This window comes from Marinobacter salarius (genome assembly GCF_032922745.1).
In the GTDB taxonomy this organism is placed as follows: Bacteria; Pseudomonadota; Gammaproteobacteria; order Pseudomonadales; family Oleiphilaceae; genus Marinobacter.
Map to the genome: position 1 here is coordinate 1,236,033 of NZ_CP136693.1, position 21,058 is coordinate 1,257,090.

Sequence of the window (21,058 nt, forward strand, 5' to 3'; positions counted from 1 at the left end):
AAGGCTCTATCATGCCGGATTTTCCAGTTTTAAATGGACCTAAATTCTGGGGTAGGGTCACCAGCCCTCTCGCTGGAGTTGGATGCTTTAAGCAACAGCTTTTGCCATTACCGTTTTGGGCAACGTCCAGAACTTCACCCCCAGAATTCTCAGATCCAGTTTTGTTACCAATTTGGTGCAGGTAACAACGGTTGTGTTACTTCATGTAGCAACCTGGAGCCGACTGCCATTGATGCCGCGCGGCAACTCCCTCTGAAAGTTTCCATGGAAGGCCAGCACATAAATTACTCTATAACATTGTATTTATTGTGATTTATCAAGATTCACCATGTAAAACCTTTTAAACCATATGTTATATGGCACGGGATGTGCAGATTTTTGGTTGGCATCCCTCACACTCCACCGAGAGTGAGGAAACAGATTCTTTAGTTACGTTACTGAAAACAACAACGAGGACTTACCGTGAAAATATTGCGAAACTCAATGCCGGAAAGCTGGTCATTGGTCTTTTCTGCTTTCGCCGCCGCCTATGGTGTGGGTTTGATTGCGCTGCTAGCTCTGCCGTTTCTTATTAGCGCAATCATCAGTGATCTAGGTCTCAATGAAGCTCAAGCTGGCTACTTAATGTCTGCTGAGTTCCTATTTATGATGCTTGCTTCTCTTGCTGTTGCCCCTTTCATGGGTCGGGCGCCTCGTCGAACTTTGGCTCTTTCAGGCGCTTTTGTAGCCATCCTGGCAAACATTGCTTCCGCCATGGTTGTTGATGTGACAACGTTGGCTGCCCTGCGTTGTGCGGCTGGTGCAGGGGCGGGCTTGGGATTAGCTTGTGGCAACGCTTGTGTGTCCAGCGCACGAGATCCGGACAATGTCGCCGGCCACATGAACATACTGTTTGTGGCTCTGATGATTGTGGTAATGATTGTTTTCGCCCGCACCATGGCTAGCGCCGGCCTCTCAGGGCTTTACTATTCCTTGGCCATCACTCAGGCAGTTATGGTCCTTTTCATCTTTAAGATGCCCCAACGGGCTACCACTACTGTGACACTCCAACAGGCCTCTTCTGCTAGACCGAACAGCACACTGCTCTCTCCCGTGGGGATACTTATGATGCTGGCTACTCTCCTTTTTTCCCTTCGTGACACTATGGGTTGGGCTTTCTCTGAGCAGGTAGGTATTCGTGTCGGCTACGACGGTGAAACATTGGGGCTGCTCTTTTCACTCCAAGCATTTGTTGGGCTAGGCGGTCCATTGTTGGTCGCGCTGATAGGTAACCGTTTTGGACTGAGCAAGCCAGTAATCATTGGCATCTTGCTGTGCGGCGCCTCGAGCTTGTTCTATGTGCTGGGTGAAAACTCCATCGCCATGTACACGACTGGCGTCATGATGATTGCTTTCACCTATTTCTACACGCTGGCGTACCTCACGTCCTTGGCTGCTTCGCTGGATCGTGAGGGCAGAGTGGTTGCAGCTTGCGGCAGCTTCCTGACCCTTGGCATTGCTGCGGGGCCCGGCGTCTCAGGAACCTTGATCGCAATCGGAGGATACGAGTTAACTGGCTGGGCTATAGCGGTCGCCGTGATTCTCACACTGTTGGCTGTAGCTGGTCCTTTGCGGAAAGCAGAAGAGCGCCGACAGGCCGAGCTTCTCGAGGTCAGTCGAGCGGCGAGCGCTGCCTGATGGAAGTTCCGCATCGGAGTCAAAATGGGCTCCGATGCGGGATTCAATGCTTGTGATTGACCCATATTATTTTTAATTTACAAAACATATAAAATCAGTTTTAATATGTTTTACGTCAGAAATTTCAAAGCAACTGCGTCCAGATGTCGGACGAGCAGGGATAACAAGAGGTGTTTATGTCCAAACTAAATGTTGAACCAGCCGACCAGGCCTCTTACTTGGATGTGTCCGATCCAAATTTCTCGATCCGCTCGGAAGAGGTTCAAGAAGCTCGGGAAAAGAATTGGTACGCGCGTACGCCATACGGCATTGCGGTTCTGCGATACGACGACGTTAACACCTTGGTCAGAGACCGTCGCCTGCGTCAGGGAAGCTACGCGTGGCCGGCACACAATGATGCCCATGGAAGCTTTTCCGATTGGTGGATGCGCATGCTTCTAAGCAAAGAGGGCGCTGACCACTCGCGGCTTCGTCGCCTGGCTAATCCTGCTTTCGCTCCGAAGCTCGTAAAGAAAATGACTCCCGATTTCCACGAGATCGCTGATGAACTCATCGCTGATTTCATTGAGGAGGGTGAATGCGACTTTGTTGCACAGTTCTCTGAGCCCTATGCAACCCAGGTCATCTGCCTACTTTTGGGGCTGCCTCGGAGCGAGTGGAAAAATTTGGCCGAGCTTGCCTCAGAGATGGGTCTGGCTCTTGGTGTTACGTTCAAGCGTGATGAAGCGCGAATTAACGATGCCACTGACAAGCTCTTCGAGTATGCAAAGACCGTGGTCGAAAACATTAAGAAAGAAGGTCTCGACGACGACTTCTTGAGCAGTTTGGTAAGAGCAAATCAGGACGATAGCGAAGCACTGAGTGATCAGGAGCTTCTGGACATGATCGTGCTTGCGATTTTCGGCGGTATCGACACGACTCGCAATCAGATTGCTCTGGCAATGGACATGTTCATTCAGCACCCGGACCAATGGAAACTACTTGGCGAGCAGCCGGATCTTGCCAGAGCGGCAGTAGAAGAAGTGATGCGTGTGCGTCCTACCGTAACCTGGGTCACCCGTGAGGCTCTGGAAGACTTTAATTATAAAGGTCTCGAAATTAAGCAGGGCACAACCGTGCATCTGTTCAGTCAATCAGCCGGCACTGATCCGAGAGCATTCGGCGATTCAGAGTTCGATATAACTGCAAAGCGTTGCCCCCACTTCGGTTTTGGTGCTGGCGCGCACCTTTGTATTGGGCATTTCATCGCCCGTGGGGATATGACGGTGGCCCTGAGCAAGCTAGCTCCACGCCTTCTTGATCCAGAGTATGCGGGGTCCCCCGAGTGGTTGCCGGACAGCGGCAATACCGGCCCACTTAGCCTCCCGATTCGCTTTCAGGTTGGGGGAGAAGCATGAAAATCCCATCGGTCGCGATTGTCGGTGCGGGGCCGTCCGGTTGTTACTTGGCGCAAGCCCTGCGGAAGCAGTGGACTGACGCTCGGATCGATATCATTGATCGCCTGCCGGTTCCCTATGGTTTAGTCCGTTACGGCGTAGCACCGGATCATGTAGGAACCAAAGCAGTGACTCGGCAATTTGAGCGGCTCTTCGAGCGTGACGGTATCGACTTTTACGGCAATGTAACGATAGGTCGAGACTTGAGCCTGGATGATCTGCGAAAGGCCTACGATGTTGTGGTTCTCGCCACGGGTTTATCTAAGGATCGTTTACTTGGAATTCCTGGTGATTCACTGCCGGGAATTTATGGAGCAGGGGCTGTAACCCGCAGATTTAATGATCATCCCGATGAAGATGAGCTGACGCTCGATCTCGGCCAGCGTACCGTGATAATCGGCCAGGGAAATGTCGGCATTGACGTGCTCAGGTTGCTGAGCAAACCCATAGAGGCCTTCGAGGGTTCTGAGCTCTCACAGGCAGCGTTCGATGCCTGCCGAAAATACCCTCTCCAACGTATTGATATTGTCGGTCGCTCCCAGGCAGCGGAAGCTAAATGTGACGCGGCCATGGTGCGGGAGCTGGGCCAGCTTGATGGCATCTCTTTTCACTTCGCTGAAATGCTGCCCGAACCCGGGGTCGCAGACTCCAAGGATGCCCGCCTTCGATTGGAGGCCTTCCACGAGTTGGCTGCCCGCAAATCCCTAGACAACGATTGTTGCGAAGTTCACTTCCACTTCGGTTGGACGCCCGAGCAGGTGTCCGGCGAATCACGTGTTGCCGCAGTTACCTTTCAGGGTGACAAAGGCTCGCTAAAGCTGCCTGCGGACAGCGTAATTACGGCCATCGGCTTTACCAATGAAGGCTCGGACACCTCCGAAGCTTGGGAACCCGATAAGGAAGGAAGAATCGATGTGGGCCTCTACTGCACCGGCTGGTTTCGCCGCGGACCCCGTGGAACCATTCCCGAAAATCGACAGGATGCCCGCGTCGTAGCCGCCACCATTATTGCGGACAGCGACAAGATTAAGTTTGGGCGAGCAGGATTCTCAGAGCTCCCGAGAGACGTCGTCGATAGGGCTACAGACTTTGTTGGTTGGAAACACATCCAGAAGGTCGAAACAGCAGAGGCGCCGGCGGACCGAAGCAGTCGGCGCATTTCTAACTTGGCGAGGCTGCTTCAGATCGCCAAAGACAATTCCATGGGAGAAAACTGATATGACCATCCATGTAATTTATGGCACCGAGACTGGAAATTCGGAAATGGTCGCCGATGACCTGGTTGAAGCTCTCGAAGGCGAAACAGAGGCTTTTGCTCACGATATGGCGGACTTCGACATCGCCGAGGTGGACGCCGACGATTTCGTGATCGTTATTAGCTCGACTTACGGTGAGGGTGAGCTGCCTAACTCCGCCCAACCTTTTTTTGACAAGTTGGAGCAGCAGGCTCCCGATCTCTCAGATCTGACGTTTGCCACTTTCGGGTTAGGTGACAGCTTCTACGAGACCTTCAATCAAGGCAGCCAGATTATTGCAGACAAGCTTCGTGAGCTGGGCGCCACCGAAATTGGCGAGCGAGGAGTTCATGACGCATCCAGCGGCGAACTCCCTGGCGACGTGGCTTTGGATTGGCTCAAGAGTGTGTTGGAAAGCCAGAGGATGGCCTCATGACCGTCCTTCGCCTGTGCATCCTCGAAAACGGCCTCGTACCCGAGCCTTTAAAGGAGAGCTTTGTCAGTTACCCCAAGATGATTCGTGACTGGCTTTCACCCCAGCTACCTGAGGCTGAGTTTTACACGGTATCAGTGGTGTCCGGGGACTCGCTTCCAGAACCAGCGGCCTTCGACGGTTATTTGCTTACGGGGTCCAAGCATAGCGTGCGCGAAGAAGCCGATTGGATGCAGGCGGAAATCGATTTCCTTCGCAGGGCTAAAGAGCTCGAGCGCCCATTGTTTGGCATTTGTTTCGGTCATCAACTCATGGCCGACGCCTTTGGTGGGCGTACCGAACAGGCTCCTCAGGGTTGGGGGTTAGGGACACAAAACTATGTCTCAGCCGGCCCGAACGTGGAGGGTGCTGGCGATGTACTCGCTTTTCATCAGGATCAAGTGAAGACATCGCCCGCACAGGTCGAAGTATTAGCGGGTACTGGTCACTGTCCTAACGGAGTATTTGCCTACCCTTTCCCGGCTCTTTCTGTTCAGTATCACCCTGAATTTACACCGGACTATGTAGAAGCCCTGCTGAACCTTTTTGGGGGCAAATTGTTCGAGGAGTCTAGGGCGCAGGATGCGCGCGAAGGGCTGAAAAAAGCCGCGCTTGCGAATAGCGAGGTTGCCGCATGGGCTGCGCGATTCTTTCGTAATCATGGCCCAGAAACAAACCGGTCTCGCAGTGGATCAGCTCAGGTTCATCAATCTGAGCCCCACAACACATCCTGGCGAGAAAACTCGCCTAAAACAAAAAACCCAAACGAATGCCAATGAGTCCCTCGGGCAAATTTGGCGACAGGAGCAAGAAATGACAATTCTTACAAGTACATCTCAAGTTTCTTCACAGGCTTCAATCGAGACTGCGCTTGACCGACACAGAGAGCTCAACAACAGATCTGCTGCTCATGAAGAGCTTAGTGCTCGAATTCGTGAATCTGGCGTCGAATTCATCTACTACCAGGTTGTCACTCTGTCTGGAAGAGTGGCGGCCAAAGTGGTGCCGGCCAAACATTTACTCCGCAATCTAGACAAAGGCATTCAATTCCACCGAACTGCCATTTCTGATCTGCAGTGTAATCGTGCCGGTGAGCTCTTGGGTGGCGGTGCGCAAGCTGCTGAGTTTACGGGCATGCCGGATGCAGACACCTTCCAGGTTCTGCCTTGGGATCACTCTATCGGCAGTTTCTTCTGTCGACTCTATGAGCCCGAACATCGGATTGAGAATGGCGGAAGTCTTCTCGCAACGGACCCCCGTGGTCTGCTTATCGAAACCCACCGGCAGTTTACCAAAGACACCGGTTTAACTCTTAAGACCGGCCTTGAGCCCGAGATGTCGTGGCTGGGCGAGAAGCTCACGGTTAAGGTTCGTGCGGGGGCTAGCCCTGCCTATCATTTGGGCAACCTTGAAATGATGCGCCCTATTTTTAAGCGAGTCATGGAATACGGCCAATCCATGGGTCTCGACATGATCGAGGGTGACTACGAAGACGCAGGCCAGCTTGAGCTCAACTGGATGTTCGATGACTGCCAGCTTACTGCCGATCGGATGATGACCTATCGCCTGATTTGTCGTCAGGTGGCTCAGGAATTCGGAGTTAAAGCCAGTTTCATGCCCAAGCCCACCACTGGGACAATGGGCAATGGGTGTCACCATAACTTTAGCCTGTGGCGCGGGGATCAAAATGTGCTCGCTGAATCTGGGCGCAGAGACCTGCACCTTACTGATACGGGGCTTCATGCGCTAGGCGGACTACTGGAACATGCTCCTGGTTCCATGTTGGTTATGGCATCCAATGTAAATTCCTATAAGCGTTATTGGGATACTGGACTGTTTGCACCCAACTGCATCAACTGGGGTATCGACAACAAAACTTGTACTGTCCGACTCTCTGCTAACGGTCGCTTGGAGTACAAAGTGCCCGATGCCAGTGTAAACCCCTATCTGTCACAGGTACTCATGCTCGCCGCTATGCGGGATGGCCTGGAGAAAAAGTTGGATCCGGGTACGCCTGACACCAGTGACAGCATCCCAGTCGAAGGACCGGAGACTCGCTATCTGCCCCGCACTCTCGGAGACGCCATCCGCGCATTTGAACAAGACAGCGTGATCCGCGGTGCCATGCCGGAAGCCATGTCCTCTCTCTACAGCGATCTTAAGAAGGACGAGTGGGCCCGTTACTGCGCCGTCGTTACTGATTGGGAGAAAACAATGTATGAGGACTACCTGCCATGAATCAAAGCGCGACTAATCGCTCTATGCGGGTCATTTGCGCCGACCTCCCAGCGCCGCCGCTTTTCTGGCGTGACGAGGAGGGCCAGCGGCACGGTTATGAGGCCGATGTCGCTAGGCTCCTCGGGAAAAAGCTGGGGATGGATACAGTCTTTGTCTATCGCCAGTGGGATGATTTCTACCCCGCACTGGAAAAGGCACAAGGAGATATTCTGCTCTGCGGTCAGGGTATTTCGGAGTATCGCAAGAGCCTTGCTGATTTCACAGCTCCATACGCAGTCTTTGACGAATCAGTGATGGTTTTGCGCGATTCGTCCATCAAAAGCGCTACTGATCTTTCAGGGCGTCGAGTCGGTGCCATTGATAAAAGTCTCAATATGGCTTTGGCCGAGACTTTCGGAGGCGCTGTCGTCGTGCCCTTCTCGGGAGAATCGGATGACGTAATGGGAGATATGGTAGCCGCACTACGGCGCGGTGACATCGACGCTTTCGTAGACGATGACGTGGCTTTGTTGCCGCTGTCGGAGGAATCAGATCTGGCTATCGCTTTCACCGTGGAAACTCGAAACGCATGGGGAATTGCCGTAAAGAAGGGAGAGTCTGAGTGGCTGAAAAAAGTCGATGCTGCACTGGCTGAGGCGAAGGTTAATGGCGAACTCAAAACTGTATGGCAAAACTGGATGCCTGCGCTTAGCTATCCTTTCGAGAATGCTGCGCAGAGCGCGGATACCTGCCCCAAGGCCGGAAAAAAGCCCAAAAGGGCCCTTGCGGTCATGCATTCGCCCACTGACGTACCCGGCATTTTGCCAGAGATTCTCTCTGAACTGGACATCGAGCTTCAGACGCAGGTGGTAACAGAGCCCCTTCCTGACCCTGAAACGCTTGAAATGGTGGTGGTTCTGGGCAGTCCTGAATCGGCCTACGATCAAAGACTACCCTGGCTGGAGCCCGAGCTCAATTGGTTGAAAGGTGTCGTAGAGGCTGATGTGCCAACTCTTGGTATTTGTTTTGGCAGTCAGTTGCTTGCCCGCGCTCTGGGAGGCACCGCGGTGCCCGCAGATGAGGCAGAGATCGGATGGACGCCGGTAGAGTCAAGAGATCCGCAGTGGTCCCATGAGGGACCATGGCTCAATTTCCATTTCGACACTTTCCGCCTACCAGAACACGTCACTTTGCTGGCAGAAACCAAGATGGCCCCTCAGGCATTTTGTTACCGCTCAGCATGGGGTGTTCAGTTCCATCCCGAAATTACGGCAGAAATGTTTGATACCTGGCTTGGTGATTGGAAACGCAGCGACGAGGGACAGCGCTTTCTAGAGAACGCGGGGGATTTGCCTGAGCGCTTGCGTGAAGAGATCTCCCGCCACCAGCCAAGCAACTACGCCAATTTCAAAAATTTAATGCGAAGCTTTCTGGAGGCCGTTATGGCGCCAGATAGGGAGAACAGCTGATATGAATGAGTTAACTGTTAAAGACTGGTCAGCCAAGGCAGAGAATCTCTCGATCATTGGAGAAGCCTTCATTGACGGGGGATACCAACCGGCACGTTCTGGACTCACCTTCGATAATTTTAGCCCCGTCGACGGACGCCTGCTAGCAAAAGTTGCGAGGTGCGACGCCGAGGACGCTAACCTCGCCGTTGAATCGGCACGCCGCACTTTTGAGGCTGGTACTTGGTCGCAAATGGCTCCGGCTAAGCGACAAGCCATTTTGATTCGATTTGCTGAATTGATAGAAGTCCATGCCCAGGAACTAGCACTGCTGGAAACCCTGGATATGGGTAAGCCAATCGGCGATGCGTTGACGGTGGATTTACCCGCAGGTGCACGTGCCGTTCGCTGGTCTGCCGAGGCTATTGACAAGGTTTACGGTGAGGTTGCTCCGACTCCTGCCGATCAATTGGGTTTGATTACACGCGAGCCGGTTGGGGTTGTGGCGGCAATCGTTCCTTGGAACTTCCCGCTGATGATGGCCTGCTGGAAACTTGGTCCAGCACTTGCCACCGGCAACTCCGTAGTGCTCAAGCCATCTGAAAAATCACCTTTGAGTGCATTGCGGCTAGCCGCATTAGCGGTGGAGGCGGGACTCCCTTCGGGCGTTCTTAATGTGCTGCCTGGCTTTGGTCCGGAGGTCGGAAGCGCTCTTTCACGACACATCGACGTCGACACTGTGGTATTCACCGGTTCCACCCGGGTAGGGCGCCAGCTAATGGTAGATGCTGGGGAGTCAAACATGAAACAGGTGTGGCTCGAAGGCGGCGGCAAGAGCCCGAACGTTGTATTTGCTGATGCGCCTGACTTAGATGAAGCAGCCGTCGCAGCCGCCGCTGCGTTTGCCTTCAATCAGGGCGAAGTATGCACCGCAGGCACTAGGCTGTTGGTAGAAAACAGCATTCGCGAGGAGTTTGTTACCAAGGTAATGAAAATCCTCGAAAACGAATGGAAACCGGGCAATCCGCTCGACCCAACCACAAACATTGGTCCCCTAGTTGATCGCGGGCAACTGGAGACCGTTCTTGGTTATATCGAATCTGGCAAATCGGATGGCGCTACGCTCCGCTTGGGAGGAGCCCCACTCCCCGAAATCGCTGGAGGCCTTTTGGTGCCGCCAACCGTTTTCGACAATGTCCGGCCAGAGATGCGGATCGCCCAAGAGGAAATCTTCGGCCCGGTGGTTTCTGTGATGGGCTTCGACAGCTTTGATGAAGCCATGACCATCGCCAACAACACCATTTATGGCCTGGCTGCCGCCGTATGGACCAGTGATTTATCAAAGGCACACCGTGCGGCACGAGCACTTCGGGCGGGAAGCGTCTGGGTTAATCAATATGACGGTGGCGATATGACCGCACCATTCGGTGGCTTTAAACAGTCGGGTAACGGGCGTGATAAGTCACTCCATGCTTTTGACAAATACACTCAGCTGAAAGCGACGTGGATCAAGCTGTAGGAGAAAACTGATGTCCATGAATAATCCCCACTTGTTTTGTCAAAAGGCATACATTGATGGTGCTTGGGTTGACGCCGATTCCGGCTTGACCATCGAGGTTAATAACCCTGCAACAGGAGAAATCCTTGGCACTGTGCCCAAAATGGGCGCTTCGGAAACCCGTCGTGCAATCGAAGCCGCGGATCGAGCTCTTCTGAAATGGAAGGCTCTGACAGCCAAAGAAAGGGCAACATCACTTCGTCGTTGGTTTGAGTTGATGGTGTCCAACCAAGAGGATCTTGCCCGTTTAATGACCCTTGAACAAGGCAAGCCGCTAGCGGAATCGCGAGGTGAAATTCTCTATGCGGCTTCGTTTATTGAGTGGTTTGCGGAGGAGGGTAAGCGCATTTATGGCGATACCATCCCGGGACATCAAGCAGATAAGCGACTGATGGTAATCAAGCAGCCTATTGGTGTTACCGCTGCAATCACACCCTGGAACTTTCCTGCTGCCATGATTACACGGAAAGCCGGGCCTGCGTTGGCTGCAGGATGCACCATTGTCATTAAGCCGGCATCGCAAACACCGTTCTCAGCCCTTGCAATGGCAGCATTGGCAGAGGAAGCCGGAATTCCCCCCGGTGTGTTGAGTGTCGTCACGGGCAGCGGCTCAGATATTGGCGCTGAATTAACAAACAACCCTGTCGTAAGGAAGCTGTCTTTTACCGGCTCCACTGAGATCGGAAAGCAGCTCATGGCCGAGTGTGCCAAGGATATCAAAAAAGTGTCTTTGGAGCTCGGCGGTAACGCACCTTTTATTGTCTTTTCAGACGCTGATCTAGACGCTGCAGTGGATGGAGCCTTGGCTTCTAAATACAGAAACGCCGGGCAGACCTGTGTCTGCGCTAATAGGCTTTACGTGCACGACGAAGTTTATGACCTTTTCACCGAGAAGCTTAAAACCGCAGTGGCAAAGTTAAAGGTCGGAGATGGAATGCACGAAGGGGTCACAACAGGGCCCCTTATAGATGAAAAAGCCGTTGCAAAAATGGAAGAGCACATAGAAGACGCTGTTTCTCTCGGTGCCAAAATCGTTTCCGGCGGTAGAAAAATGGAAGGTACGTTTTTCGAGCCGACGATACTAACGAATGTATCCGCAACTGCCAAAGTAGCTAAAGAGGAAACTTTTGGTCCGTTGGCTCCCATATTCCGATTTACCAGTGAAGAGGATGTCATCAATCAAGCCAATGATACGGAATTCGGGCTTGCTGCCTACTTTTATACGCGCGATATGAGCAGAGTATTCCGTGTAGGCGAGTCTTTGGAATACGGCATTGTTGGAATTAACACTGGGATCATCTCCACCGAGGTTGCGCCATTCGGAGGTATCAAGGCTTCTGGTGTTGGTCGTGAGGGCTCGAAGTATGGGATGGATGATTATCTAGAGATTAAATATCTCTGTCTGAGTATTTGATTGCAGGTTGCTTGATAATAATCCGGCTATCTATTTTAAAGATAGCCGGATAGTCAGGAAATAAATGATAACTTCCTTTCGTGCAGAATATTTAGGTTTTATTGATTAAGTTTTAAATATTTTCTTATAAAACCATTAACGACGTCTCATCTGAAGCTTAGATTTATAAATGAATGCTTCAATGAGCTAAATAGTGATAAAAATGCAGGAATAAACCATGAATGCCAATCATTTAGATCTAGCCAAAAAAGATGTCCAATATCAATTGCATCCGTATACCGATGCTAGGCTTCACCAGGAAGCAGGTCCATTGGTTATTGAAAGAGGCGAGGGCGTCTACGTCTTTGATAACAAGGGAAAGCGCTACATAGAGGCTATGTCAGGTTTATGGAGCGCGGCGCTGGGATTCAGCAACCAGCGCTTAATTGCAGCTGCAGAGCGGCAACTTCGAACTCTTCCTTTTTATCATCTGTTCACTCATAAGGCTCATGCTCCGAGTATTGAACTTTCAGAAAAGTTAATAGAGCTGGCACCTGTTCCGATGAGCAAGGTCTTTTTCACAAATTCAGGCTCGGAAGCAAACGATACAGTTATCAAATTGCTTTGGTATCGTAATAATGCGATCGGTAAGCCTGAAAAGAAAAAGTTCATCAGTCGTCGCAATGCCTATCACGGTGTAACTGTCGCGAGTGCTAGCCTTACCGGACTGCAGCCGAACCAGCGAGGTTTCGATTTACCTCTGCCTGGCTTTTATCACGTCAGCTGTCCACACCATTATCGTAATGCTCAGCCCGGAGAAACTGAAGAACAGTTCGCTGATCGGCTAGCAGAGGAGCTCGAGTGCGTAATTTCGCGGGAGGGAGCCGAGACCATTGCAGCTTTCTATGCTGAGCCAATGATGGGAGCCGGTGGCGTAATCGTACCCCCTCGAACCTATTGGGAGAAGGTTCAGCGGGTATGCCGCAAGCATGACATCCTGATCGTTGCTGATGAAGTTATATGCGGTTTCGGAAGGACCGGTCAAATGTTTGGTTCGCAAACATTCGATATAAAGCCCGACGTAATGGTTGTTTCGAAACAGCTCTCTTCATCGTATCAGCCAATCGCCGCGGTCCTCATAAACGATGACGTATATGAGGGCATTGCTGACCAGAGCCACTCGTTCGGTGTTCTCGGCCATGGTTACACCGGCACCGGCCACCCCGTTGCAGCAGCCGTTGCTCTTGAAAACCTTAAAATCATCGAAGAGGAAGGCCTGGTCCAGCATGCTGCAGAAATGGGTGAAGTGCTGCGCGGGGGGTTGGCAGAGTTCTCTGACCATCCACTCGTTGGTGAAGTCCGTGGTAAAGGGCTGATCGCCGCCGTGGAATTAGTCGCAGATAAAAACACGAAAGCACCGCTAGAGGCTGTTGGCAAGCTCGGAAAGCATCTGGCTGGACGCGCTCAACAGCACGGAATGATTACCAGAGCAATGGGCGACTCGATAGCTTTCTGTCCTCCTCTGATTTCAAGCAAGGAGGATATCCAGCTGGTGCTCGACATCTTCAGTCGGTCGCTTGACGACACTGCTCGCTGGGCCGGCTTGGCATGATCTTAGTCCCATAAGTTTGAGAGTTTCTGATTAGTGAAATAGGGACTTCTCGTAGAAACCGCCGAAGATAATCCCGATTATGCTTCAAAGGAGATAATCATGAAGACTGCTACTGCGTCTAATAACTCTGCTCAACCTGAGGTTAATGAGTTCCAGGGCTTCAAACTTGAGCCAAGTAATTATTCACCGCGCCTACTGAACCTTTTCTTCTCTAGGGAGTTGGTGAGTGAGTTCCTTGCAGCCGTGTCAGATTATCCGGTTCAGGCCCTGGAGTATAAATCTATGCTCCGCTTCCGGGTCGCTAAGATTCTTGATGACCTGTGTGGGAACACTCTACAGCCAGTGTTAATCGATTCAATGGTCGAACGCAACACCGGAGGGATGATCGTCACTCCTGAGGGCCTTGACGATGTTTCTCAGGCGGATGAAATGGTAAAGTTTGCCACTGCTGTCGCCCACCTGATTGGAAGGTCCAATTTTGATTCGATGAGCGGACAGTATTACGCTCGCTTCGTTGTTAAAAATGTCGATCAATCTGACAGCTATCTGCGTCAGCCTCATCGAGTGATGGAGCTGCACAACGACGGCACGTATGTCGAACAAGATACCGACTTTGTGCTTATGATGAAGATCGACGAGCAGAACATGGAAGGTGGCAACTCGCTGTTATTGCACATCGATGACTGGGAAGACCTCGATTACTTCTTTAGTCATCCTATGGCACGCCGCGAGATGCGTTGGGCCGTCCCGCCAAGCAAGAACGTGGCCAAAGATATCTATCACTCGATCTTTGATGTCGATCGGGAAGGACGCCCGATAATGGCCTACATCGACCAGTTCGTGCAACCTGCCAACCTTGAAGAGGGCAACTGGCTTTGCGAACTCTCAGAATCTCTAGAAACCAATCCTGGCATTCTTTCTGTACCCTATTCCGTTGGTAAGTTTTTGCTGATCAATAACCACTTTTGGTTGCATGGCCGGGATCGTTTTACCCCCCACCCGGACTTGCGTAGAGAGCTGATGCGCCAACGTGGTTACTTCACGCATGCCAAAACGCTCCACAATCCTTGGCAAAAGTGAGCTCACAATCAGAGCCAAGCATATTGTGCGGCTCCGAGATTTATTCTTCTCCCATTGGGGGGGCAGGCGACTAATTAGAAGACGAGGTCTGCAGTGTACGACTTTATTATTATCGGTGGGGGCATTATCGGTATGTCCACTGCCATGCAACTGATCCGCACCTACCCTAACCGCAAAATGTTATTGGTTGAGAAGGAACCCGGTCCTGCTCACCACCAGACTGGACATAACAGTGGCGTGATCCACGCGGGTGTCTATTACACCCCGGGCAGTCTCAAAGCGCGATTTTGTCTGGAAGGTAATCGAGCTACTAAAGACTTCTGTGATACCCATGACATCGCTTATGACGAGTGCGGTAAATTGCTTGTCGCCACCAATGACCTTGAAGTGGAGCGAATGAAAGCGCTTTGGAAGCGCACCGCAGCTAATGGCCTGCAGCGAGAATGGCTGTCTGCTCCTCAGCTAAAGGAGCGAGAGCCCAATATAAATGGAGTTGGGGGAATATTCGTACCATCCAGTGGAATTGTAAATTATGGAGAGATAACCGCTGCAATGGCTGGTGAGTTTCAACGCCTCGGTGGTGAGATTCTTTACTCTACCAAAGTGTTAGGTTTAGAGGAGCGTGCCACGGAGGCGGTAGTTAAGACGTCAAAAGGAGACTTTGCTTCTCGATATTTGATCTCATGTTCCGGACTGATGGCTGACCGCATTGTACGTATGCTAGGGCTCGATCCGGGTTTTACTATCTGTCCTTTTCGTGGTGAGTACTTTGTCTTACCAGAGAAGTACAACGGCATCGTGAATCATCTGATCTATCCAATTCCAGATCCTTCCATGCCATTTCTCGGAGTGCATTTGACTCGCATGATCGACGGAACTGTCACCGTGGGTCCCAATGCAGTCTTGGCGTTGAAGCGAGAAGGTTATCAAAAGTCGGATATCTCCTTCGCTGACATAATAGGCATGTTCACCAACCCCGGTATCCTAAAGGTTCTGAAGGATAATCTTAAGCCGGGCCTTCGCGAGATGAAGAACTCGCTGTTCAAGGACGGCTATTTGCGGGAAGTTCAAAAGTACTGTCCGATCCTCAAAAAGGAGGATCTCGGTGAGTACCCTGCGGGAGTCCGAGCCCAGGCAGTATCTAAGGACGGAAAACTTGTGGACGATTTCCTGTTTGTAAACACTAAGCGCACCGTCAACGTCTGTAATGCGCCATCACCTGCCGCTACTTCCGCGATTCCCATCGGCGCCTACATTGTTGAGACAGTAAAAGATCGAATAGCCTGACTGATCTAGAAACTAACCTAACGACTAGGAGTTTTAAAAAGCCATGTACATGCTTGATTTATTGTCTTGAAATATGAATTCAGTGTTCGCTTGCGTATTCCAGACCAAGGTTGCCACTGATTCCAGACGAAGTCTGCCACCCATTCCACGCGAAAGCTGCCACTAATTCCACGGCAAAGCTGCCACCCCAGCAGACTGCCTGAAGCTCCATCAAAATCGTCCGGCGCGGGATTACTTAACGGTACTCTGACCCTTTTCATCCGGAGATGGGCCAGATGCCAGCGAAGAGGTTATCCATGCGTAAAATCAAAGAAGTCCTTCGCCTCAAGTGGGAGCGAGGGCTGAGCAACCGCCAGATTGCGGCGGCCTGTGGCGTTAGCCGCCCCACCGTAAGCGACTACCTGCGCCGCACGGTTGAGGCCGGTCTGAGCTGGCCGTTGCCAGCGGATATGGATGAGGCCCACCTGGAGCGGTTGCTGTTCCCGCCGCCACCGGACCTGCCGGCACAGGCCAGAGGTATACCCGACTGGCAACACATCCGTGACGAACTCACGGGCAAGAACGTCACCCTGTTCCTGCTCTGGCAGGAGTACCGGCAAGCCAACCCGGACGGTTATCAGTACAGCTGGTTCTGCGAGCACTACCGGGCCTGGCGGGGCAAGCTGGACCTGGTGATGCGCCAGGACCATCGGGCCGGTGAGAAGCTGTTTGTGGACTACGCTGGCCAGACCGTGCCCGTCATTGACCGCACCACCGGAGAGATCCACGAGGCACAAGTCTTTGTCGCGGTGATGGGTGCATCCAATTACACCTACGCCGAAGCCACCTGGAGCCAGACATTGCCGGACTGGGTCGGCTCCCACATCCGGACCTTCGAGTTCCTGGGCGGAGTGCCGGAACTGGTGGTTCCGGACAACCTCCGCTCCGGCGTCAGCAAGGCCCATCGCTACGAGCCGGATCTCAACCCAACCTATCAGGACATGGCCGCCCATTATGGCGTGGCCGTTGTCCCGACAAGAGTTCGTAAGCCCCGTGACAAAGCCAAGGTGGAAGGCGGTGTATTGATCGTCGAGCGCTGGATCCTGGCAGCCCTGCGCCACCGTCAGCACTTCTCCCTAGGTCAACTCAACGCCACCATCCGTGAGCTACTGGAGAAGCTCAACAGCCGCCCCTTCCGCAAGTTGCCCGGCTGTCGGCGTGACCACTTCGAACAGCTGGATCAACCGGTTCTACAGCCGTTGCCGGCAGAGCCGTATGTCTACGCAGAGTGGAAGAAGGCTCGGGTGCATATCGACTACCACGTGGCCATCGACGGTCACTACTACTCAGTGCCCTACACACTGATCAAGAAAGAGGTGGAGGTTCGCATCACCCACAACACCATCGAATGCTTTTACCGGGGCAACCGTGTCGCCAGTCACCGGCGTTCCGATCAGAAAGGGCGACACACCACGATTGCTACCCATATGCCCGAGTCCCATCGCCAGGCGGGCGAGTGGTCGCCGGAACGGCTCATCGCCTGGGCGGCCAAAACCGGACCGGCGACGGAGAAGCTTATCCGCACCGCTCTGGGTGCCCGCAAACACCCTCAGCAGGCGTACCGCTCCTGTCTGGGCATTCTCCGGTTGGGGCAGAGCTACGGCGAGTCGCGGCTGGAGGCCGCCTGCCAGCGAGCCCTGATGCTGGGAAGCTGCCGCTACAAGAGCATTGAATCCATCCTCAAACACCGTCTGGATCAGCAGCCCCTGGAAGAGCAACAGGAACTGGCCTTGCCCGACACCCACGACAACATCCGTGGCCCCGCCTACTACCACTGAAGGATCTCTGACATGCTAAAACATCCCACACTGGACAAGCTCCACGCCCTCAAACTGACCGGCATGGCCGCCGCCCTGGCGGATCAGTCGGCCACCCCCGACATCACCGATCTGAGCTTCGAGGAACGCCTCGGGCTGCTGGTCGACCGGGAAATGACCGAGCGAGATAACCGGCGCATGACCAGCCGGTTGCGCCGGGCTAGGCTGCGACACACGGCCATCCTTGAAGACATCGATTACCGGAACTCACGGGGCCTGGATAAAGGGCTGGTGCAATCACTGGCCGGCTGCCAATGGGTAAAAGAGCACCTGAACGTGCTCATCACCGGTCCCACCGGGGTTGGCAAAACCTGGCTGGCCTGTGCACTGGCACACAAGGCCTGCCGGGAAGGCTACACCGCCCAGTACGTCCGCCTGACCCGACTGCTACGGGAGCTGACCATTGCCAAGGGCGATGGCCAGTACGCCAAACTCCTGACCAACCTCGCCAAAGTCGACGTCCTGATCCTAGACGACTGGGGGCTGATGAAACTGAGCGCGGAGAACCGGAGAGACTTGCTGGAGGTGCTGGAAGACCGACATGGCCGGCGTTCCACCATGGCCACTAGCCAATTACCTATCGAGGAATGGCATGGCGTAATCGGTGACGCCACTCTGGCAGACGCCATTCTGGACCGGCTCGTTCACAACGCCTACAAGATCAACCTGCGGGGCGAGTCCATGCGAAAACAAAAGGCAAAGTTGACGGCCACCGAGACTTCGGAGTAAGAAGAGAAACCCCGCGTCGCTACGCTCCGATGGGTGGCAGCCTTGCTCCGATCCGGGTGGCAGGCTTCACGTGGAATGGGTGGCAACCTTCAGCGGTTTACGCAGTTCGCTCAATACTCCGCATTAAGAAAGCAATTTTATTGAATCCTCCGTGGAGGTGAGTGAGCAGAGCCGCTCAATGGTGGCGGCGATGAAAGAGTTTTCCGAAGGGCAAATGGGTGGAGAGTGGGTGTCAGCTAATGATGAGAAGGCGGCTTAAGCAATGCGCCTCACCACCAGAATTAACTCGAGGAAATTTACCATGTTCAACCGACGGTCTTCTACAAAGCTCGCCGCCGAGATGGCCGAGCTAATCGACTCAATTAGCCATGGAGATGTGGTCGATCTTGGCGAATTAAAGGAAATCTCACGCCACCCCAGACTCATCGCATCGATTCGGTCTTCCCTAGACCAAAGCAGGAAAGACAAGGCAGCGCAACAAAGCGAACTGGACAATACTACCCATGAGCTGGAGAAACTCAAAAAAAATAATTCGGAAGAAAAACAACAATATGAACAGGCGATTCGGCAACTTGAGAACGAAAGAGACCAACTGCAAGTCGCCCTGGAAGAAGTTGAATTAATCAAGGTCGACTTTGAGTACGAAAAGCAGGTGTGGCAGATGATTCAGTCTACCCTGACTGAAGGGGTGTGGGATTTTGTGATCAAAAACGGTGTGCCAGAGGATCCGGGCAGCGAGATGATTTTCACAGATCAATTCAGGCTCCTGCTTGGTTACACTCGTGACGAACTGCCAGATGGCATGGAAAGCCAGGTAAGCGTTATCCACCCGGACGATTTACCCCGAGTTCTAAAAATCTTCGAGCGTGAGATACAAAACTCCACAGGCTCAGGAGACTATGTCGAGGAGTTCAGGATGCGGCATAAAACAAAAGGGTACTGCTGGTTTCGGGAGCGAGGTCGGGCCATACGTGATCACCATGGTAAGCTTATTCGTGCGATAGGCGCCGTCAGAAATATTGAGGACGAGAGGTCCGCGAAGGTTGCCCATACCCGCATGATAGAAAACAGCCGGGAGACGTACAGTCGTATTGCTGATGTCGTCGATGTGATCAGTGGTATAGCAACGCAAACCAACCTACTTGCGCTTAATGCTGCCATCGAGGCCGCTAGGGCTGGGGAGGCCGGGCGCGGCTTTTCCGTAGTTGCAGATGAAGTAAAGAAGCTTGCAGACGGGACTCAGGAGGCAACCAAGCGAATACAGGAAATGCTTGAAGCTCAGGATAATAGGGAGCAAACGGACGGGACCAGCATCGCAGAGGTGATCAGCGCGAGGGGCTAAAAATGATGTTGCCCTGGGAGTTCCGAGCAGAGCTTTTGTTAAGTGATTGTTTTGGAGCCAACTTCAACTGAACTTGCTCATGACCATGAGACACGCAGATAATAGTCAAACTGCAGAAATTGAGGCTTTCATCGCCAGTGGGACGGCGAGGTTATCCGATGGCGCAAACAACAAAAATCCTGTCATGGCGATTAGTCGTGCGTCGACAATCCGGCAAAAACGCCCCTGCTAGCAATAACCCGCGCGACGACTGAGGCTTAACTCATACCGGCCCGCCGAACAAGAGCTATTCTGCAGATGGAGCACACTGACTAGCCTTAGGCCAATCTACGTCAACTGTGAAAGCACCGGAGCTGAAAAAAAGTCCCTGCTGACTCGCATCCACCCCATTGCAAACGCGTCAAGATACGCTGGCTGAAGTTGGCCTCGCAGCTCAGAGGGCTTGGGCCGATGCTAAGAACCTAACTGCCGTCGTTTTCCAAATACCATAGCAAATCCCAATCATAACGGCTTCTTTCGTTGACAGCTGATACGGGACGAGCACTTCGAAAAAGGCATACTGCCAGGGTGGTTTTACCCTTCATCCTCCAGAACACGCGCGATTACATAGCGCGTACAGGTGGTATTTCAATACAATCTCACGTTTAACTGCCTTGCTGTCTCGCCCCCCGGCTTCTACCGAATGCATCTGACCGACATTTTACTCAAGGGTAGCTTAGGATGGTAATCACCCCATTTTTAACGGGGTTCAAAAGTAGACCTCAGGCCAGCGTGGCCAACTTCTGTTGAGGAGTAACTTACGACGATTCGAGATACAATAAAAAGGGACTGGCTCGGGAGCCAGTCCAAAGGAGGGAGACAATTAATTAAAAAAAGTATTAAATATTTCAGAAGGTTCTTGATACCGATACAGTCAGGGTATCATCGTTTCTGAGAATCCCACTGCTTGACTCGTCACTACCAGAGATATCATTGAATAGCCAATCTAGCGCAAGATCTAGGCCAATTAAGCTAGTGGAAACCCCGACAGAATAGTCCTCATAATCTTGTATATCGATATTTCCCCAGTAATCACCAAAACTGTGACCGGCATGTGCATGGAGGGAAACATTATGAATAATTTCATGAGTAAAATCTAAACCAAGATACTGCCCCGACTCTCCAGTATTAACATAGTCGTCAGCATAGTTATAGTATACGGAAAAACCTTTGAAAGAAACTCCAGAACTAAACTCTACATAGTCGATGTCCGCTGCTTCATATCCTGGATAGGTGTAGTAAAGAGCGGTTAAGTTGTAACCAATGCCATTTTCTAGTTCATTGGAATATCCGACATAATAGTCCACTTCAAGGTTGGCATCGTCACCGAAGTCTACATTACTTCCCCAAGCACCGAAATATATCCCATTATCGAAAGATGCATCTATACTTGCTTGCACAGCCGGATCACCAGCGGTCAGAGAAATCCCGTGATAGCGATAGTCCGAAACAAACGTTACCGTACTAGATAGATCTGCTGCATTAGCTAACGGTGCCAGTATAAAACTAATGAGAAACGCAGGAATTGTCTTTTTGTTCATTTTTTAATCCTTTCGGTTGGTTGTCTTGCTTTGATAGCCAAACTTTCTGGCTGAAGATTTTTATGATGTTCTCGTGATCTTTTTCCTATAAGCCCTCCTAATGGTTGGTACCCCAAAGTTAAGTTAAAAGGCCTAT

At 52.2% G+C, this 21,058-nt stretch carries 16 protein-coding genes; 15 read left to right on the forward strand and 1 reads right to left on the reverse strand.

The annotated features are described in order from the left end of the window. Nucleotides 1–462 precede the first annotated feature (462 nt). From R1T46_RS05640 to R1T46_RS05710, 15 genes are all read left to right on the forward strand, one after another. Nucleotides 463–1,677, forward strand: coding sequence for an MFS transporter (locus R1T46_RS05640; RefSeq protein WP_317307621.1), 1,215 nt, complete (start codon nt 463–465; stop codon nt 1,675–1,677). Between the two features lie 176 nt (nt 1,678–1,853). Further along, nucleotides 1,854–3,074 carry a cytochrome P450 gene (locus R1T46_RS05645; protein ID WP_317307622.1) on the forward strand — a complete coding sequence of 407 codons (1,221 nt, stop codon included), beginning with the start codon at nt 1,854–1,856 and terminating at the stop codon, nt 3,072–3,074. Further along, nucleotides 3,071–4,330, forward strand: coding sequence for an FAD-dependent oxidoreductase (locus R1T46_RS05650; RefSeq protein WP_317307623.1), 1,260 nt, complete (start codon nt 3,071–3,073; stop codon nt 4,328–4,330). The genes R1T46_RS05645 and R1T46_RS05650 overlap by 4 nt, the downstream gene beginning before the upstream one ends. A 1-nt stretch (nt 4,331) precedes the next feature. Next, nucleotides 4,332–4,784, forward strand: a complete 453-nt coding sequence (locus tag R1T46_RS05655) for a flavodoxin domain-containing protein (protein ID WP_317307624.1) — start codon at nt 4,332–4,334, stop codon at nt 4,782–4,784. Continuing rightward, complete coding sequence (locus R1T46_RS05660) at nt 4,781–5,599, forward strand: type 1 glutamine amidotransferase (RefSeq protein ID WP_317307625.1); 819 nt, start codon at nt 4,781–4,783, stop codon at nt 5,597–5,599. The genes R1T46_RS05655 and R1T46_RS05660 overlap by 4 nt, the downstream gene beginning before the upstream one ends. Before the next feature lie 34 nt (nt 5,600–5,633). Continuing rightward, nucleotides 5,634–7,058, forward strand: coding sequence for a glutamine synthetase (locus R1T46_RS05665; RefSeq protein WP_317307626.1), 1,425 nt, complete (start codon nt 5,634–5,636; stop codon nt 7,056–7,058). Further along, nucleotides 7,055–8,506: a transporter substrate-binding domain-containing protein gene (locus tag R1T46_RS05670; protein ID WP_317307627.1), complete on the forward strand. Its 1,452-nt coding sequence runs from the start codon at nt 7,055–7,057 to the stop codon at nt 8,504–8,506. Before R1T46_RS05665 ends, R1T46_RS05670 begins: the two co-directional genes overlap by 4 nt. Nucleotide 8,507: 1 nt before the next feature. Then, nucleotides 8,508–10,004: an aldehyde dehydrogenase gene (locus R1T46_RS05675; protein ID WP_317307628.1), complete on the forward strand. Its 1,497-nt coding sequence runs from the start codon at nt 8,508–8,510 to the stop codon at nt 10,002–10,004. A gap of 10 nt (nt 10,005–10,014) precedes the next feature. Next, a complete protein-coding gene (gabD, locus tag R1T46_RS05680) occupies nt 10,015–11,457 on the forward strand; it encodes an NADP-dependent succinate-semialdehyde dehydrogenase (protein ID WP_317307629.1) in 1,443 nt (480 codons plus the stop codon). A 217-nt stretch (nt 11,458–11,674) separates the two neighbouring features. Beyond that, entirely contained in the window at nt 11,675–13,048 is a 1,374-nt protein-coding gene (locus R1T46_RS05685; RefSeq protein ID WP_317307630.1) for an aspartate aminotransferase family protein, read from the forward strand. A gap of 99 nt (nt 13,049–13,147) precedes the next feature. Further along, complete coding sequence (gene glaH, locus R1T46_RS05690) at nt 13,148–14,128, forward strand: glutarate dioxygenase GlaH (protein ID WP_317307631.1); 981 nt, start codon at nt 13,148–13,150, stop codon at nt 14,126–14,128. A 93-nt stretch (nt 14,129–14,221) separates the two neighbouring features. After that, entirely contained in the window at nt 14,222–15,415 is a 1,194-nt protein-coding gene (lhgO, locus tag R1T46_RS05695) for an L-2-hydroxyglutarate oxidase (RefSeq protein WP_317307632.1), read from the forward strand. Between the two features lie 275 nt (nt 15,416–15,690). Further along, nucleotides 15,691–17,232 carry an IS21 family transposase gene (istA, locus tag R1T46_RS05700; protein ID WP_317305993.1) on the forward strand — a complete coding sequence of 514 codons (1,542 nt, stop codon included), beginning with the start codon at nt 15,691–15,693 and terminating at the stop codon, nt 17,230–17,232. Between the two features lie 12 nt (nt 17,233–17,244). Then, nucleotides 17,245–18,000, forward strand: coding sequence for an IS21-like element ISSpu5 family helper ATPase IstB (gene istB / locus R1T46_RS05705; protein ID WP_317305994.1), 756 nt, complete (start codon nt 17,245–17,247; stop codon nt 17,998–18,000). A gap of 301 nt (nt 18,001–18,301) precedes the next feature. Further along, nucleotides 18,302–19,342, forward strand: a complete 1,041-nt coding sequence (locus R1T46_RS05710) for a methyl-accepting chemotaxis protein (RefSeq protein WP_317307633.1) — start codon at nt 18,302–18,304, stop codon at nt 19,340–19,342. A gap of 887 nt (nt 19,343–20,229) precedes the next feature. On the opposite strand, the gene R1T46_RS05715 is transcribed toward R1T46_RS05710, so the two are convergent. Beyond that, entirely contained in the window at nt 20,230–20,922 is a 693-nt protein-coding gene (locus R1T46_RS05715; RefSeq protein ID WP_317307634.1) for a TorF family putative porin, read from the reverse strand. Nucleotides 20,923–21,058 lie beyond the last annotated feature (136 nt).